The sequence below is a fragment of the Pseudomonas sp. PIC25 genome (genome assembly GCF_002286785.1).
In the GTDB taxonomy this organism is placed as follows: Bacteria; Pseudomonadota; Gammaproteobacteria; order Pseudomonadales; family Pseudomonadaceae; genus Pseudomonas_M.
Window position 1 is genome coordinate 16,588 of record NZ_MUJY01000084.1, and the last position, 14,170, is coordinate 30,757.

16 protein-coding genes and 1 tRNA gene are annotated in these 14,170 nt (G+C 63.1%); 9 read left to right on the forward strand and 8 right to left on the reverse strand.

From position 1 onward, the window contains the following. Together BZL41_RS10330 and BZL41_RS10335 are read right to left on the reverse strand one after the other, a co-directional pair. Window positions 1–225, reverse strand: a complete 225-nt coding sequence (locus BZL41_RS10330; protein WP_095599213.1) for a DUF2188 domain-containing protein — start codon at window positions 223–225, stop codon at window positions 1–3. A gap of 67 nt (window positions 226–292) precedes the next feature. Continuing rightward, window positions 293–517 carry a hypothetical protein gene (locus tag BZL41_RS10335; RefSeq protein ID WP_095599214.1) on the reverse strand — a complete coding sequence of 75 codons (225 nt, stop codon included), beginning with the start codon at window positions 515–517 and terminating at the stop codon, window positions 293–295. 148 nt (window positions 518–665) lie between these two features. Here BZL41_RS10335 and BZL41_RS10340 point away from each other — a divergent pair. Beyond that, window positions 666–755, forward strand: a tRNA-Ser gene (locus tag BZL41_RS10340). Between the two features lie 133 nt (window positions 756–888). On the opposite strand, the gene BZL41_RS10345 is transcribed toward BZL41_RS10340, so the two are convergent. The 3 genes from BZL41_RS10345 to dapA all read right to left on the reverse strand — a co-directional run bounded on the left by BZL41_RS10345 (window position 889) and on the right by dapA (window position 3,880). After that, window positions 889–1,758: a phosphoribosylaminoimidazolesuccinocarboxamide synthase gene (locus tag BZL41_RS10345; protein ID WP_095599215.1), complete on the reverse strand. Its 870-nt coding sequence runs from the start codon at window positions 1,756–1,758 to the stop codon at window positions 889–891. Between the two features lie 104 nt (window positions 1,759–1,862). Next, entirely contained in the window at window positions 1,863–2,984 is a 1,122-nt protein-coding gene (gene bamC / locus BZL41_RS10350) for an outer membrane protein assembly factor BamC (RefSeq protein WP_095599216.1), read from the reverse strand. Between the two features lie 14 nt (window positions 2,985–2,998). Continuing rightward, on the reverse strand, window positions 2,999–3,880 hold the full coding sequence (gene dapA / locus BZL41_RS10355) for a 4-hydroxy-tetrahydrodipicolinate synthase (protein ID WP_084339089.1): 882 nt from the start codon (window positions 3,878–3,880) through the stop codon (window positions 2,999–3,001). Between the two features lie 167 nt (window positions 3,881–4,047). On the opposite strand from dapA, the gene BZL41_RS10360 reads away from it, so the two are divergent. The 4 genes from BZL41_RS10360 (at window position 4,048) to BZL41_RS10370 (ending at window position 6,901) form a co-directional block, all read left to right on the forward strand. Beyond that, window positions 4,048–4,605: a glycine cleavage system protein R gene (locus BZL41_RS10360; RefSeq protein WP_095599217.1), complete on the forward strand. Its 558-nt coding sequence runs from the start codon at window positions 4,048–4,050 to the stop codon at window positions 4,603–4,605. 10 nt (window positions 4,606–4,615) lie between these two features. Next, window positions 4,616–5,089: a peroxiredoxin gene (locus BZL41_RS10365; RefSeq protein ID WP_095599218.1), complete on the forward strand. Its 474-nt coding sequence runs from the start codon at window positions 4,616–4,618 to the stop codon at window positions 5,087–5,089. 343 nt (window positions 5,090–5,432) lie between these two features. Then, window positions 5,433–5,561: a hypothetical protein gene (locus tag BZL41_RS29045; protein ID WP_256578126.1), complete on the forward strand. Its 129-nt coding sequence runs from the start codon at window positions 5,433–5,435 to the stop codon at window positions 5,559–5,561. A gap of 92 nt (window positions 5,562–5,653) precedes the next feature. Next, window positions 5,654–6,901 carry an OprD family porin gene (locus tag BZL41_RS10370; protein WP_095599219.1) on the forward strand — a complete coding sequence of 416 codons (1,248 nt, stop codon included), beginning with the start codon at window positions 5,654–5,656 and terminating at the stop codon, window positions 6,899–6,901. A gap of 248 nt (window positions 6,902–7,149) precedes the next feature. Here BZL41_RS10370 and BZL41_RS10375 read toward each other — a convergent pair whose 3' ends face one another. From BZL41_RS10375 to BZL41_RS10385, 3 genes are all read right to left on the reverse strand, one after another. Then, a complete protein-coding gene (locus BZL41_RS10375; protein WP_095599220.1) occupies window positions 7,150–8,043 on the reverse strand; it encodes a DMT family transporter in 894 nt (297 codons plus the stop codon). A gap of 289 nt (window positions 8,044–8,332) precedes the next feature. Beyond that, window positions 8,333–9,409, reverse strand: a complete 1,077-nt coding sequence (gene hppD / locus BZL41_RS10380; protein WP_095599221.1) for a 4-hydroxyphenylpyruvate dioxygenase — start codon at window positions 9,407–9,409, stop codon at window positions 8,333–8,335. Window positions 9,410–9,770: 361 nt separating this feature from the next. Continuing rightward, window positions 9,771–10,688 carry a LysR family transcriptional regulator gene (locus BZL41_RS10385; protein WP_095599222.1) on the reverse strand — a complete coding sequence of 306 codons (918 nt, stop codon included), beginning with the start codon at window positions 10,686–10,688 and terminating at the stop codon, window positions 9,771–9,773. A 125-nt stretch (window positions 10,689–10,813) separates the two neighbouring features. On the opposite strand from BZL41_RS10385, the gene BZL41_RS10390 reads away from it, so the two are divergent. The 4 genes from BZL41_RS10390 to BZL41_RS10405 all read left to right on the forward strand — a co-directional run bounded on the left by BZL41_RS10390 (window position 10,814) and on the right by BZL41_RS10405 (window position 14,049). Beyond that, window positions 10,814–11,512: a CoA transferase subunit A gene (locus BZL41_RS10390; RefSeq protein WP_095599223.1), complete on the forward strand. Its 699-nt coding sequence runs from the start codon at window positions 10,814–10,816 to the stop codon at window positions 11,510–11,512. A gap of 20 nt (window positions 11,513–11,532) precedes the next feature. After that, window positions 11,533–12,192: a CoA transferase subunit B gene (locus tag BZL41_RS10395; protein WP_095599224.1), complete on the forward strand. Its 660-nt coding sequence runs from the start codon at window positions 11,533–11,535 to the stop codon at window positions 12,190–12,192. 52 nt (window positions 12,193–12,244) lie between these two features. Further along, window positions 12,245–13,426 (forward strand): acetyl-CoA C-acetyltransferase, encoded by a 1,182-nt coding sequence (locus BZL41_RS10400; protein ID WP_095599225.1) that lies wholly within the window; start codon window positions 12,245–12,247, stop codon window positions 13,424–13,426. Between the two features lie 125 nt (window positions 13,427–13,551). Continuing rightward, the gene (locus BZL41_RS10405) at window positions 13,552–14,049 is read left to right on the forward strand and encodes a VOC family protein (protein ID WP_095599226.1); all 498 of its coding nucleotides are present in this window, start codon (window positions 13,552–13,554) and stop codon (window positions 14,047–14,049) included. Window positions 14,050–14,170: the final 121 nt, after the last annotated feature.

A 14,170-nucleotide genomic window follows, 5' to 3' on the forward strand; every position in this document is an offset into this window, starting at 1 on the left:
TCACCCCACGCTGGCACGTGGGTCCAGATCGCGCGGATAGGTCCGCTCCTCTTCGACCCGCCCGTCGCGGCCGTGAATCTTCACCGAGCCGATGCGCTGCTGCATGTAGTCGCGCATGCGCGCCACCGCCTCCTCTTTGGTTGCGGCTTCCAGAACCGCCCGATCCGATCCCTCTTCCCTGAGCACCCAACGGCCGTCAGCCGGGCTGAGGTGATAGTTCTGCATGGCTACTGTCCTTTGTGAGTCGTCCCTTGGGTAGAGTCTCCGAAGCGGCCAGGGTTCGCCGGATAGCTCACTCGCGCTCAGTCCCCTCGCCTTCGGGTGCTGGCACGCTGTCTTTGTCCTCCAGGGTTTCCTGCTCCACGCCGACCTTATCGGCGGTATCCGGATCGACGTTGTAGCTACCCCCGGGAACGGCCTCATCAAGAGTACTATCCGGCTGGGACGCCTCCGGGGTCGGCTTTCGGGGTTCCTGCGGCTGGCTCATGGTCATTTCCTCATCGATGCTCTCAGGCATTCGACCCACCACCCCACCACGAGGTCCCACCATCCGATAACAGGCGTCCGGGAGGCCGGCTACAGGCTCAACCACCTGAAAGCAGAAGAAAAAATGCCGAATGGGGGTTCGCCAATGCGATACGAACTGGTATGATGCGCGCCGCCCAGGGGAGATGCCGGAGTGGTCGAACGGGACGGATTCGAAATCCGTTGTATCCGCAAGGGTACCTAGGGTTCGAATCCCTATCTCCCCGCCATACAAAACGAAAGCCCTCGTTTCGAAAGAAGCGAGGGCTTTTGTGTTTCTGCGGTACTGCTTGGGAACGCCGGCTCCAGCCCCCAACAAAAAAAGAGGAGCCGAAGCTCCTCTTTTCCTGCACCGTTTCGCGATCAGCCCGTCAGCTTGACCAGCGCCTCGCGGTACTTGTCGGCGGTCTTCTGCGCCACTTCGGCGGGCACGGCCGGGGCCGGGGGTTGCTTGTTCCAGCCGGTGGATTCCAGCCAGTCGCGGACGAACTGCTTGTCGAAGCTCGGCGGGTTCTTGCCTTCCACGTAGCTCTCGGCCGGCCAGAAGCGGCTGGAGTCGGGCGTCAGCACCTCGTCCATCAGGGTCAGGGTGCCGTCTTCATCCAGGCCGAACTCGAATTTGGTGTCGGCGATGATGATGCCGCGGGTGGCCGCGTATTCCACCGCCGCGCTGTAGAGAGCGATGGACGTGTCACGCACCTTGGCGGCCAGCTCCTTGCCGATGATCGCTTCGCACTGCTCGAAGCTGATGTTCTCGTCATGGTCGCCCACCGCCGCCTTGGTGGACGGCGTGAAGATCGGCTGGGGCAGCTTGGCGGCCTCCTTCAGGCCGGCCGGCAACGAGATGCCGCAGACGGTGCCGCTCTTCTGATATTCCTTCCAACCCGAACCTACGATGTAGCCGCGCACGATGGCTTCCACCGCCACCGGCTTGAGGCGCTTGACCACCACGGCCCGGCCCTCGACCAGAGGCAGCTCTTCGGCCGACACCACGTCTTCCACCTTGTCGCCGGTGAAATGATTCGGCACCAGGCCGGCGAGTTTGTCGAACCAGAAATTCGAGATAGCGGTGAGAATCTTGCCCTTCTCCGGGATCGGCTCGTCGAGGATGACGTCGAAGGCCGACAGACGATCGCTGGCCACCATCAGCATGCGCTTGGCATCGATCTCGTACAGATCGCGGACTTTGCCCGAGTAGATTTTCTTCAGGCTCAGGGAGGTAGGAGTGGTCATGTCGATTTTTTCCGTCTTTATCAAACGAAACAGGCGAAACCGGAGGGTTTCGCCTATTGCTTTCGGGTTGCCGCGCAGCCTGGTCTGCGTGTCAGATGTCAGGCTCAGCCCAGGTTTTCCTGGATGAGCCCCAGAATGCGTCGTGCCACGTCGGCCGGAGCGACCGTGTTGATGTCTTTTTCCACCGTGACCTGCACGCTGTCGCCGACGCTGGTCAGGCGGACCTGATAACGCTCCGCACGCGCTTCGATCTCTTCCTTGTCCGGCTCGCCGCCACCGAACAGGCGCTTGAAGAAGCCCGGCGGCTCGGCGCGTTCCTGGGCGCTTTCGGCCAGGTTGATGTAGTAGACGCCGAGACTGCGGTTGAGGTCGTCGACGTACACGTCGCCCGCCGCCAGAGCACGGCCGACGCCGGACCAGGCACGGTCGAAATCGGCACCCAGGTTCAGCACCGGGTTGCCGTTGCCGTCCTCGGCCAGGCTCACGCGGCTAGGCGCGTCGTAGTCCCGTGCGGCGAGCAGCGAGACGGAACCGCCCTGCTCGGCACTGCGTGCCATGCTCGCCATCATCTCGTCGAGCAGCGCGCCGTCCAGGCTGGTATTGACGGAACGGCTGGGGAAATCGATATCCGCGGTGCTGCCGGCGGAACGCTCGACGCTGACCACGAAGATCTCGCTGGTGTTGCGCTGAACGCCAGGCTCGATGCGCACCCGCACGCGGGTCTCGCTATCCGGCGCAACGCCGGAAACGCGGCTGCTCAGGCGACGCGCCATGGTGGCGGAGAGTTCGTCGAAACGCTGCCAGGCGGTAGCGAACTCGCCGGTCTGTGGATGTTCTTCGGCAATGCGGAAGCCGTTGTCCTCGAAGAACTGGCGCGCCACGGGCCAGACTTCGGCCGGGGCGCGCTGTGCCACGACCCAGCGCGAGTCGCCGCTCTTCTGCAGGCTGAACTCGCTGGCTTCGCCACGCACCGACAACGGCTGCGGACGAGGCACCTCGTACTCACCGGTCGCGGTGTTAGTGGCGACCTGCTGCGGGACCGGCAGCAGCGGATCGAGACGCTTGGCGTCGACGTTCGACGGCAGTTGCATGGGCGCGGTCTGGCGCGCCTCGAGGTAATCGCTGCTGCGATCGCGGAAATAACCGTCGTCACCCCAGAGCCAGCCGCAACCGCTGGTACCGGAAATGATCAAGGCAAGGGCGGAGAGGCCGGCCAGTCGCTTCATGCGCAAGGATTCCTTCATTGAGCCATGACGCCGGACTGGCGCAGGGCCTGACGCAGCGGCTCGTGGCAACGCGGGCTGAGCCAGGTCAGCGGCAGACGGATACCATCCGGGATCAGCCCCATCTCGTGGAGCGCCCACTTCACTGGAATCGGGTTGGACTCGATGAACAGCGCCTTGTGCAGCGGCATCAGGCGGTCGTTGATCGCCCGCGCGGCAGCGGCATCGCCCCGCATGGCGGCGGCACAGAGTTCGCTCATGGCACGCGGCGCGACGTTGGCCGTCACCGAGATGTTGCCCTTGCCGCCCATCAGCATCAGTTCGACGGCAGTGGCGTCATCGCCGGAATAGACAAGGAAGTCCTTGCTCACGCGATCCAGCACCTCACGGCCGCGCTGCAAGTCGCCGGTCGCTTCCTTGATACCGATGATGTTTGCCACCTTGGACAGCCGCTCGACGGTCTCCGGCAGCATGTCGCAGGCGGTACGACCGGGTACGTTATAGAGAATCTGCGGAATCGCCACCGCTTCGGCGATGTGACGGAAGTGCTGGTACAGGCCTTCCTGGGTCGGCTTGTTGTAGTACGGGGTCACCAGCAGGCAGGCGTCGGCGCCGACGTCCTTGGCCGCGCGGGTCAGCTCGACCGATTCGCGGGTGGAGTTGCCACCCGTGCCGGCGATGACAGGAATCCGGCCTTTGACCTGATCGACCACGCGACGGATGACTTCGACATGCTCGGACACTTCCAGCGTGGCGGACTCACCCGTGGTGCCGACCGCGACGATGGCATTGGTGCCCTCTTGCAGATGGAAGTCCACCAGTTTGCCCAGGCTGTCCCAATCAAGACCGCCCTGCGCATCCATGGGCGTGACCAGTGCCACCATGCTGCCCGAAATCATGCAACCGCTCCTGCCGGAAAAAGAGAGCCGTAATGGTACTGTCGGCTCCTGCCTTGCACAAGCGAAGGACAACGCCACGAGCATTCCCCTGGGCAGCGCTTTTCGCTAACCTTCCGGCTTTGGCCGGCACAGTCGATGCCGCCCTCCCTTCGCTTTAGGAATGCTGCATGTCCACCCCTCCCGTCCGCGAACAATTTCTCGTCATCAGTGCCCTCGGCGCCAACCCCATGGAGCTGACCAACGTACTGTGCCGCGCCAGCCAGGAGAACCGCTGCGCGGTGGTGAGCAGCCGCCTGACCCGGCACGGTGAATACAGCGCCCTGATTCTTCAGGTGTCCGGCAGTTGGGATGCACTCGCGCGCCTGGAGACCAGTCTGCCGACCCTGGCCAAGCGTCATTCGCTGACCATCAGCGTGAAGCGCAGCTCGGCCCTGGAAAGCCGCCCGCAATCGTTGCCCTATGTCGCTTACGTGAGTGCCGCCTACCGCCCGGACATCCTCAACGAGCTGTGTCAGTTCTTCATCGATCACCGGGTGGAACTGGAGAACCTCACCTGCGACACCTACCAGGCCCCGCAGACCGGCGGCACCATGCTCAACGCCACCCTCACCGTGACCCTGCCGCCGGGCACCCAGATCAGCTGGCTGCGCGACCAGTTCCTGGATTTCGCCGATGCCCTGAACCTGGATGCCCTGATAGAACCCTGGCGCCCGCAAAACCCGTAAGGAGATTTTCATGGCCGTCGCCCTCGACCAAGCCGTCGCCGATTTCACCGCCCAGGCCACCAGCGGCCAGCAGGTATCGCTGTCCGCCCTCAAGGGCAAGCAAGTGGTGATCTACTTCTATCCCAAGGACAGCACTCCCGGCTGCACCACCGAAGGCCAGAACTTCCGCGACCGGCACGCCGGGTTCGCCGCGGCCAATACGGTGATCTTCGGCGTTTCCCGCGACAGCCTGAGGTCTCACGAGAATTTCAAGTGCAAGCAGGAATTCCCGTTCGAGCTGATTTCCGATGCGGATGAATCGCTCTGCCAGCTGTTCGATGTGATCAAGCTGAAAAAGCTCTACGGCAAGGAGTACATGGGTATCGACCGCAGCACCTTTCTGATCGACAAGGAAGGCATCCTGCGCCATGAATGGCGCGGGGTGAAAGTCCCCGGCCATGTCGATGCGGTACTCGCGGCTGCCCGGGCGCTGAACCAGGCCTGACCGCCTCATCGCTTGCCGGCCGCCCGGGGCCGGCGAGAATCTTCCCTGCCCGTCATCATACTACCCGCTCCTGCCAGCAAAAGCGCTCGATGTCCTTCGACGCCCTTATACCATTGGCTCATTGACAGCCCTCCCCGTTGACAAACGAAAAAAGGGCTGACGATAATCCCCACAGTTGTACGATGACATATGACAAAAATAAAAAGAACGAGACTTCGACAGCGCCATGAAGCCCTTTTCTCTCTCTACTTCCGCACCCGCAAGGCAAACCGGACGACGTCCTGACCACCATTCGACTCGTCTGATGTCCATACCGACCGGACACCCTACCCGAGCGCTCCGCATGACCCGCATCGCCATCACGGATCAACCGTTCCTGCCGTGCGGATCACTGTCCTCCCGTTTCGACGAATTCGCCGAAGGCCAACGGCCCGAAGCGAACGCCTGGCCGACACACCCCGGCCAGACCTGACGCCCTCAGCCAGGGCAACTCACGCGTTCCTGTTCATGCGGGCCCATGCCCGCAGGGGGACGGCTATCCGCAACTTGGGAGAAAAACAACAAATGCCTTCACTCAAACCCCTGACCGGCGCCCTGCTCGCCGCTGGTGTCCTGACCCTCTCCTCCCTGCCCCTCGCAGCTCAGGCCGAAGGATTCATCGACGACACCAAAGTCAGCCTCAACCTGCGCAACTACTACATCAACCGCGACTTCCGCGACCCCAGCAATAGCCAGAGCCGTGCCGAGGAATGGACCCAGAACTTCATCCTCAACGTCCAGTCCGGCTACACGCCCGGCCCGGTCGGTTTCGGTGTCGATGCCCTCGGCCTGTTCTCGATCAAGCTCGATGGGGGCAAGGGCACCCGCGGCACCCAGCTCCTCCCTGTGCATGACGACGGCCGTCCCGCCGATGACTTCGGCCGCCTCGCCGTCGCCGCCAAGGCCAAGCTGAGCAAGACCGAGCTGAAGGTCGGCGAGCTGTTCCCGGTGCTGCCGATCCTCCGCGCCGACGATGGCCGCTCGCTGCCACAAACATTCCAGGGCGGCATGCTCACCTCCACCGAGATCGACGGCCTCACCCTGCATGCCGGCCAGATGCGCCAGACCAGCACCCGCAATGACGCCAGCATGGAAGACATGACCGCCTTCGGTGCCGCCTCCGACCGCTTCAACTACCTCGGCGGCGAGTATGCATTCAACGACAAGCGCACCCTCATCGGGCTCTGGAATGCCGAACTGAAGGACATCTACAGCCAGCAGTATTTCAACGTCGTTCACAGCCAGCCCCTCGGCGACTGGACCCTCGGCGCTAACGTCGGCTATTTCATCGGCCGCGAGGATGGCAGCGAACTGGCCGGCGAACTGGACAACAAGACTCTCTCCGGCCTGTTCTCCGCCAAGATTGGCAGCCATGCCTTCTACGTCGGCCTGCAGAAGGTCAGCGGCGACAACGGCTGGATGCGTGTCGGCGGCACCAGCGGCGGCACCCTCGGCAACGACAGCTTCAACTCCAGCTTCGACAATGCCGACGAGCGCTCCTGGCAGGCACGCTACGACTACAACTTCGCCGGCGTCGGCATTCCGGGGCTGGTCAGCATGATCCGCTACATCCACGGCGAGGATGTGGATGCCGGCGGCGTCGACGACGGCAAGGAATGGATTCGCGACTTCGAACTGGCCTACACCGTGCAGAACGGCCCGTTCAAGAACCTCAACGTCCGCTGGCGCAACTCCAGCGTCCGTCGCGATTGGAACAACAGCGACTTCGACGAGAACCGCCTGATCTTCAACTACCCGCTGTCGATCCTGTAAGACCCGCTTCGCTCCTGTGTTTACGGCACTTGGCCCGTCCTCGCGACGGGCTTTTTTGCAGGAACGGTTCTGCTGGTGGAGAGGTTTGAAGGCTTACCCTCGCCAGGCGAATAAATTCGGCCCTGCAACGGACAGTCTGCGCGCTCTTTCGTAGGAGCCAGCTCTGCTGGCGAATGGCGCTGTGCAGGGCTTGTTCGCGAGCAAAGCTCACCTGCAGACGAATTTCATTCGCTCAAGCCGGCCGCCCTTCACTCCCGCCCCGTCTGGCGCCGCTGCCTCAGCGCCACGGCCAAGCCGCTCAAGGCGATCACCGCCATGCCCAGCAAGGCACCGGCATCTGGTACGTGATCGAACAACAGATAGCCGAGCAACCCGGCGAAGAGAATCTGCCCATAGCTGAATGGCGCCAGCAGCACCGGCGAGGCATAGAGAAAGGCCCAGGTGAGCAGCATGTGCCCGGACAGACCGATCACGCCCAGGGCCGCCATGCCGAGAATGTGGCCGAGCGGAGCCGTCTCCCAGAAGAACGGCAACAGCAGGCTGGTGCCCAGGGTCCCGATCACCCCGGTGATCAGGTTGGTAGTCGCGGCATCGTCCGTGCCCGCGATCCGCCGAGTGATCAGTTGGTAAAGCCCGAAGCAGGTCGCCGAACCCAGCGGGAACAGCATCGCCGGCGTCATCAGGCCGCCACCCGGGCGGACGATGATCAGCACGCCGAGAAACCCCGCCCCGACGGCGACCCATTGGCCACGGGTCGCCCGCTCGCCCAGCAATGGCACCGCCAGCACCGTGACCAGCAGCGGCGCCAGGAAGTTGATCGCCGTCGCCTCGCCCAGGGGCAGATAGCGCAGTCCGCTGATGAACAGCATGCTGGTGGCGAACAGGCACAGCCCGCGCAGCCCTTGCAGCAGTGGTCGCTTGCTGCGCAACAGGCCAAGGCCGCGACGCGGCAATAGCACACCGGCCAGCAGCAGGGTGTGTACCGCATAGCGGAACCACACCAGCATCACCACGCTGTGAAAAGCAGACAGGTATTTCGACAGGCTGTCGAGCACGGCGAACAGCAATACTGCCGCACTGATCAAGAGGATACCCAGGAGCGGATGCGGAGCACCGTTCGGGGACGGAAGACGCAGGGTCATGAGGAAAGGCTCGGACTTGGCGCTGGCGCGCCTGAAGACGTCCGTTATCGCATCTCCTGCCGGGAAAGAGAAGGCCAGCACGCGAATCGCGTGTTATGACAGACCGCTCCCGCACTTGCTAATCCGTGTAGCGGCGAATTTATTCGCCCGTTTGTCATGGCGTGATGGTGATGCGTATGGCTTAGCGCCCGCACAACCAGGCGTTCCCCCAGCCCTCTCCTCAGAGGGGCGAGGGGGCAATTGGTGCGGGGCGGCTATTTCACGCAGGGGCGTATTTATCGCCCGTTCGTCATGGCGTGGTCAGCACACCCCGGCGAATCTGGTCGCGTTCGATGGATTCGAACAGCGCCTTGAAGTTGCCTTCGCCGAAACCGCTATCACCCTTGCGCTGGATGAACTCGAAGAACACCGGGCCGAGCAGCGTCTCCGAGAAAATCTGCAGCAGCAACCGGCGCTCGCCGCCTTCGGAGGTACCGTCGAGCAGGATGCCGCGCGACTTCAGCTCGTCCACCGGCTCGCCATGGTTTGGCAGGCGGCCTTCGAGCATCTCGTAGTAAGTCTCCGGCGGCGCGGTCATGAAGCGGGTGCCACGGGCCTTGAGCGCATCCCAGGTCTTGATCAGGTCATCGGTGAGGAAAGCCACGTGCTGAATGCCTTCGCCGTTGAACTGCATCAGGAACTCTTCGATCTGCCCCGCTCCTTTCGACGACTCCTCGTTCAGCGGGATACGGATCATGCCGTCCGGCGCGGTCATCGCCTTGGATGTCAGGCCGGTGTACTCGCCCTTGATGTCGAAATAGCGAATCTCGCGGAAGTTGAACAGCTTCTCGTAGAAATCGGCCCAGTAGGCCATGCGCCCGCGGTACACGTTGTGGGTCAGGTGATCGATGATTTTCAGGCCGGCCCCCACCGGATGGCGATCCACGCCGTCGAGGTAGACGAAATCGATGTCATAGATGGAGCTGCCTTCGCCGAAGCGGTCGATCAGGTACAGCGGCGCACCGCCGATGCCCTTGATCGCCGGCAGGCGCAGTTCCATCGGCCCGGTGGGCATCTCGATGGCCTGGGCGCCCAGTTCCAGGGCCCGGTTGTAGGCTTTCTGCGCATCCTTGACGCGGAACGCCATGCCGCACACGGATGGCCCGTGCTCAGCAGCGAAGTATGCGGCGTGGCTCTTGCGCTCGCGGTTGACGATGGCGTTGATCTCGCCCTGGCGGTACAACGCCACGTCTTTGGAGCGGTGGTTCGCCACGTGGGTGAAGCCCATGTGCTCCAGCACCGGCTCGATGACGTTCGGGGTGGGTGATGCGAATTCGATGAACTCGAAACCCATGAGACCCATGGGATTTTCAAACAGGTCGGCCATGATCGGCTCCTAACTGACAGACAAGGCAAAGGGTATGGACGGTCAATGCCTGGTCAGCGGCGGCGCACAGGAAATCCCCCGCACGCTGCGGGCGAGGTAGTCGCCCATGATCAATTGGAAACCGAGGATTTTCATGCGTGCGATGCTGCGCGGAAGCCACACGGGAATGCAGGCCGGCAGCCCCGAGTGAAGAAAGAATCATAAGGAAGAGGAAAGATCATGACCTGTCCGCGCGCAAGGTGGACGCTCAATGGCGAGCGTCTCGTTTTTGTTTTTGCGTAAATCAGTTACGTAAAACGAAATCTGCGGGAGTTGTCGCCCGGTGTCAAGCACAGAGAATCGTCCTCCTGTAGAGACGAATTCACTCGTCCGCCTGTAAAGCACCGCCCCACTTCAAATCCAGCCGAGCCGCCAGCAGGGTATCGGCGAGTGCCTGTGCGGCGACGGACAGCTCATGGCCCGGCTTGGTGAGGATGCCCACCGGCCGTTCGATCACCGGGTCGCGCAGACGGATGCAGCGTGCGCCCAATTCGTGCATCTGTATCCGGCACAGCGCAGGCACGGCACTCACGCCCAGCCCGCTGCCGACCATCCGTCCGACCGTGGCGAGCTGGTGGCTTTCGAATATCACCGGCAGCTTCAGCCCTCTCTCCCGCAGATGCTCCTCGAGCATGACGCGCACGGTGGAAGGCCGCTGCAGTGTGACGAACGGCTGCTCCAGCAGTTCAGCCCAACCCACCTCCTCGCGCTCCGCGAGAGCGGAATCGAGCGGCACCACGGCAACGAAGCGGTCGACGTAGAGCGGCATGAAGCTCAGCGGCGTGCTCGGCTCCGGCTCGAACGCAATTCCCAGCTCCACATGGCGATCACGAACCATCTCGATGACCTGCTCGTTGATCACGTCGTTGACCGTCACGCCGATGCGCGGATAGCGCGCCCGGAAGTCCTTGAGGATCGGCGGCAACAAATTGCCGGCGAAGGACGGCATGGCTGCCAGGGCAACGCGCCCCTGGCGCAGAGTGAAGCGCTGACGCAGCTCGTCTTCGGCGTTGTCCCATTCGGCCAGCAGACGCCGCGCCAGCGGCACCAGGGCCTCACCTTCCGGCGTCAGGCTGACGGCACGGGTGGTGCGGCTGAACAGACGCCCGCCAAGGCTGTCTTCCAGCGCCTTGATCGTCAGGCTCAGGGCCGACTGCGACAGGTGCAGCCGCTCGCAGGCCTGGGCGAAGCTGAGGGTTTGCGCCACGGCCAGGAAGGCACGGAGCTGTTTGACGGTCATGCGGAGCCCTCGACGACTATTCTATTTACCAAATCAATACTTTTGAAAATTCAACTTAACAAATAAGTCCTACCACGGAAAACTCCCTCGCACGCACCCACCGCCAACAATAAGAGGAAACACCGATGGCAGGTTTCGACAAGCGCGTGAGTACCTACGCCGAAGCCCTGGAGGGCCTGGAAGACGGCATGACCGTCCTGGCCGGCGGATTCGGCCTCTGCGGCATCCCTGAAAACCTCATCGCCGAAATCAAACGCAAAGGCACTCGCGACCTGACCGTGGTCTCCAACAACTGCGGGGTCGATGGCTTCGGTCTCGGCGTGCTGCTGGAAGACCGGCAGATCCGCAAGATGATTGCCTCTTACGTCGGCGAGAACGCGCTGTTCGAACAACAGTTGCTCAGCGGCGAGCTGGAAGTGGAACTGACGCCACAAGGCACCCTGGCGGAGAAGATGCGCGCCGGCGGCGCCGGTATCCCGGCCTTCTACACCGCCACCGGCTACGGCACGCCGGTCGCCGAAGGCAAGGAGGTACGCGAGTTCGGCGGCCGTCGCTACATCCTCGAACATGCCATTACCGGCGACTTCGCCATCGTCAAGGGCTGGAAGGCCGATCGCTACGGCAATGTCGTCTATCGCCACACCGCGCAGAACTTCAACCCGCTGGCGGCCACCGCCGGGAAAATCACCGTGGTCGAGGTGGAGGAAATCGTCGAGCCCGGCGAACTGGACCCGAGCCAGATTCACACCCCCGGCATCTACGTCGACCGCATCATCTGCGGCACCTTCGAGAAGCGCATCGAAAAGCGCACCGTCCGCAGTTGACCGAACGAGAGGCATAGACCATGGCACTTACCCGCGAACAAATGGCCCAGCGCATCGCCCGCGAACTGAAGGACGGCTACTACGTCAACCTGGGCATCGGTATTCCCACCCTCGTCGCCAACTATGTCCCCGAGGGCATGGAGGTGATGCTGCAATCGGAAAACGGCCTGCTCGGCATGGGCGCCTTCCCCACTGAGGACGAAATCGACGCCGACATGATCAATGCCGGCAAACAGACGGTCACCGCCCGTGTCGGCGCTTCCATCTTCAATTCCGCCGAATCCTTCGCCATGATTCGTGGAGGCCACGTGGACCTGACCGTGCTCGGTGCCTTCGAAGTGGATGTGATGGGCAACATCGCGTCCTGGATGATTCCCGGCAAGCTGGTAAAAGGTATGGGCGGCGCCATGGACCTGGTGGCCGGCGCGGAGAACATCATCGTGGTGATGACCCACGCCTCCAAGGACGGCGAATCGAAGCTGCTGCCACGCTGCACCCTGCCGCTGACCGGCGCCGGCTGCATCAAGCGCGTGCTCACCGACCTCGCCTACCTGGAGATCGAGAACGGCGCCTTCTTCCTCCGGGAGCGCGCGCCAGGTGTTAGCGTAGAGGAAATCCGGGCCAGAACCGCCGGTGAGCTGGTGATCCCCGATCACGTACCGGAAATGCAATTCGACTGATTCTTTTCGTCGAGCCTCGCCCTGCGAGGCTCGCGCCTTCTGGAGAGACGCAATGAAAGACGTCGTTATCGTCGCCGCCACCCGTACCGCCATCGGCAGTTTCCAGGGCTCGCTGGCGAACATTCCCGCCCCGGAACTCGGCGCGGCCATCATCCGTCGCCTGCTGGAGCACACCGGCCTGGACGGCGCGCAAGTGGACGAAGTCATCCTCGGCCAGGTGCTCACCGCCGGCTCGGGCCAGAACCCGGCGCGCCAGGCGGCGATCCTGGCCGGCCTGCCCCATATCGTCCCGGCGCTGACCTTGAACAAGGTCTGCGGCTCCGGCCTCAAAGCGCTGCATCTGGCCGCCCAGGCGATCCGCTGCGGCGACGCCGAGGTGATCGTCGCCGGCGGCCAGGAGAATATGAGCCTGTCGCCCTACGTGCTGCCGAAGGCTCGCACCGGCCTGCGCATGGGCCATGCGCAACTGGTCGACAGCATGATCACCGATGGCCTGTGGGACGCTTTCAACGACTACCACATGGGCATCACCGCCGAAAACCTGGTGGACAAATACGGCATCTCCCGTGAAGAACAGGACGCCTTCGCCGCCGCCTCGCAACAAAAAGCGGTAGCCGCCATCGAAGAAGGCCGCTTCAAGGATGAGATCACGCCGATCCTGATCCCTCAGCGCAAGGGTGACCCGTTGGCCTTCGACACCGACGAGCAACCGCGCCCGGACACCAGCGCAGCCAGCCTCGCCAAGCTGAAGCCCGCCTTCAAGAAGGACGGCAGCGTAACCGCCGGCAACGCCTCCAGCCTCAACGACGGTGCCGCCGCCGTCCTGATGATGAGCTCCGACAAGGCTGCCGCCCTGGGCCTGCCGGTACTGGCGCGAATCAAGGCCTACGCCAACGCGGGCGTCGACCCGGCGATCATGGGTATCGGCCCGGTCTCGGCCACCCGCCGCTGCCTGGAGAAAGCCGGCTGGTCCCTGGACCAACTGGACCTGATCGAAGCCAACGAAGCCTTCGCCGCCCAGTCGTTGGCGGTGGGCAAGGAGTTGGGTTGGGATGCTTCGAAGGTCAACGTGAACGGCGGCGCCATCGCCCTCGGCCATCCCATCGGCGCGTCCGGCTGCCGCGTACTGGTGACGCTGCTGCATGAAATGATCAAGCGCGACGCGAAGAAGGGTCTGGCCACCCTCTGCATCGGTGGCGGCCAGGGCGTGGCCCTGGCGATCGAGCGCGGCTGAGACCCATGGCTTGCGACGCGCGACACGTCGCAAGCCATTCTTTTCGTTCCTCCTGTCGATCCGGCGGCCTGCCGAACGACTACCTTTCAATCGCAGCCCATTGCCGCGACGACAAGGAGGAAGCCATGCAACGCATCCAAACCATCACCCCCTGCCTGTGGTTCGACGACCAGGGCGAAAACGCCGCTCGGTTCTATACCGACATTTTTCCCAATTCGCGGATCGTCACCATCACCCGCTATGGCGAAGCCGGGCGGGAAATCCATGGCCGCCCGGCCGGCGCAGTGATGACCGTAGAGTTCGAACTGGACGGCCAGAGCTTCACCGCACTCAACGGCGGCCCGGTATTCACCTTCAGCGAAGCCATTTCGCTGCAAGTGAACTGCCGCAACCAGGAGGAAGTGGATTATTACTGGGAGCGCCTGTCCGCGGGCGGCGATGAGCGCGCCCAACAGTGCGGTTGGCTGAAGGACCGATTCGGCCTGTCCTGGCAGGTGACACCCACCGAACTGCTCGACATGATCGCCGACCCGGACGAAGCGAAATCGCAGCGGGCATTCACCGCGATGCTGCAAATGAAGAAGATCGAACTCGAACCCTTGCGACGGGCCTATCGCGGGTAGCGCGCCTACAGCCGGGTCAAAGGAGTAAACATCCACGTTCGTAGAACGTGGACTTGCTTTTGGCCCCCTAGAAGGGGGCACGGCCAGCCCTCAAAGAAGGCTGGCCGTCCATATCACGCTA

Excerpts from the sequence above, each read along its gene's own strand:
- BZL41_RS10330 (WP_095599213.1), bottom strand. The coding sequence starts at position 225 with ATGCAGAACTATCACCTCAGCCCGGCTGACGGCCGTTGGGTGCTCAGG.
- BZL41_RS10335 (WP_095599214.1), bottom strand. The coding sequence starts at position 517 with ATGCCTGAGAGCATCGATGAGGAAATGACCATGAGCCAGCCGCAGGAA.
- BZL41_RS10345 (WP_095599215.1), bottom strand. The coding sequence starts at position 1,758 with ATGACCACTCCTACCTCCCTGAGCCTGAAGAAAATCTACTCGGGCAAA.
- bamC (WP_095599216.1), bottom strand. The coding sequence starts at position 2,984 with ATGAAGCGACTGGCCGGCCTCTCCGCCCTTGCCTTGATCATTTCCGGT.
- dapA (WP_084339089.1), bottom strand. The coding sequence starts at position 3,880 with ATGATTTCGGGCAGCATGGTGGCACTGGTCACGCCCATGGATGCGCAG.
- BZL41_RS10360 (WP_095599217.1), top strand. The coding sequence starts at position 4,048 with ATGTCCACCCCTCCCGTCCGCGAACAATTTCTCGTCATCAGTGCCCTC.
- BZL41_RS10365 (WP_095599218.1), top strand. The coding sequence starts at position 4,616 with ATGGCCGTCGCCCTCGACCAAGCCGTCGCCGATTTCACCGCCCAGGCC.
- BZL41_RS29045 (WP_256578126.1), top strand. The coding sequence starts at position 5,433 with ATGACCCGCATCGCCATCACGGATCAACCGTTCCTGCCGTGCGGATCA.
- BZL41_RS10370 (WP_095599219.1), top strand. The coding sequence starts at position 5,654 with ATGCCTTCACTCAAACCCCTGACCGGCGCCCTGCTCGCCGCTGGTGTC.
- BZL41_RS10375 (WP_095599220.1), bottom strand. The coding sequence starts at position 8,043 with ATGACCCTGCGTCTTCCGTCCCCGAACGGTGCTCCGCATCCGCTCCTG.
- hppD (WP_095599221.1), bottom strand. The coding sequence starts at position 9,409 with ATGGCCGACCTGTTTGAAAATCCCATGGGTCTCATGGGTTTCGAGTTC.
- BZL41_RS10385 (WP_095599222.1), bottom strand. The coding sequence starts at position 10,688 with ATGACCGTCAAACAGCTCCGTGCCTTCCTGGCCGTGGCGCAAACCCTC.
- BZL41_RS10390 (WP_095599223.1), top strand. The coding sequence starts at position 10,814 with ATGGCAGGTTTCGACAAGCGCGTGAGTACCTACGCCGAAGCCCTGGAG.
- BZL41_RS10395 (WP_095599224.1), top strand. The coding sequence starts at position 11,533 with ATGGCACTTACCCGCGAACAAATGGCCCAGCGCATCGCCCGCGAACTG.
- BZL41_RS10400 (WP_095599225.1), top strand. The coding sequence starts at position 12,245 with ATGAAAGACGTCGTTATCGTCGCCGCCACCCGTACCGCCATCGGCAGT.
- BZL41_RS10405 (WP_095599226.1), top strand. The coding sequence starts at position 13,552 with ATGCAACGCATCCAAACCATCACCCCCTGCCTGTGGTTCGACGACCAG.